1 protein-coding gene is annotated in these 244 nt (G+C 50.0%); it reads left to right on the top strand.

Going from position 1 to position 244, the window contains the following annotated elements; all coding sequences use genetic code 11:
• Window positions 1-244: TCP-1/cpn60 chaperonin family protein (locus PU683_RS21285; protein ID WP_277174692.1), on the top strand; the 244-nt coding region annotated here is incomplete at both ends.

The raw sequence follows: 244 nt of genomic DNA, 5'->3' as shown, positions 1-244 counted from the left end.
CAGTTGAAGCTGAAGGCGATGCTCAAACAGGTATCAACATCGTGCTTCGCGCGCTTGAAGAGCCAATCCGTCAAATCGCACACAACGCTGGCCTTGAAGGATCTGTCATCGTTGAGCGCCTCAACAACGAAGAAATCGGCGTAGGCTTCAACGCTGCAACTGGCGAATGGGTAAACATGATCGAAAAAGGTATCGTTGACCCAACGAAAGTTAGACGATCAGCTCTTCAAAACGCTGCGTCTGT

The sequence above is a fragment of the Candidatus Kosakonia sp. 282A-S69 genome (assembly GCF_029433855.1).
GTDB classification, from domain to species: Bacteria; Pseudomonadota; Gammaproteobacteria; order Enterobacterales; family Enterobacteriaceae; genus Kosakonia; species Kosakonia cowanii_A.
This window is presented reverse-complemented; position numbering and strand designations above follow the sequence as displayed.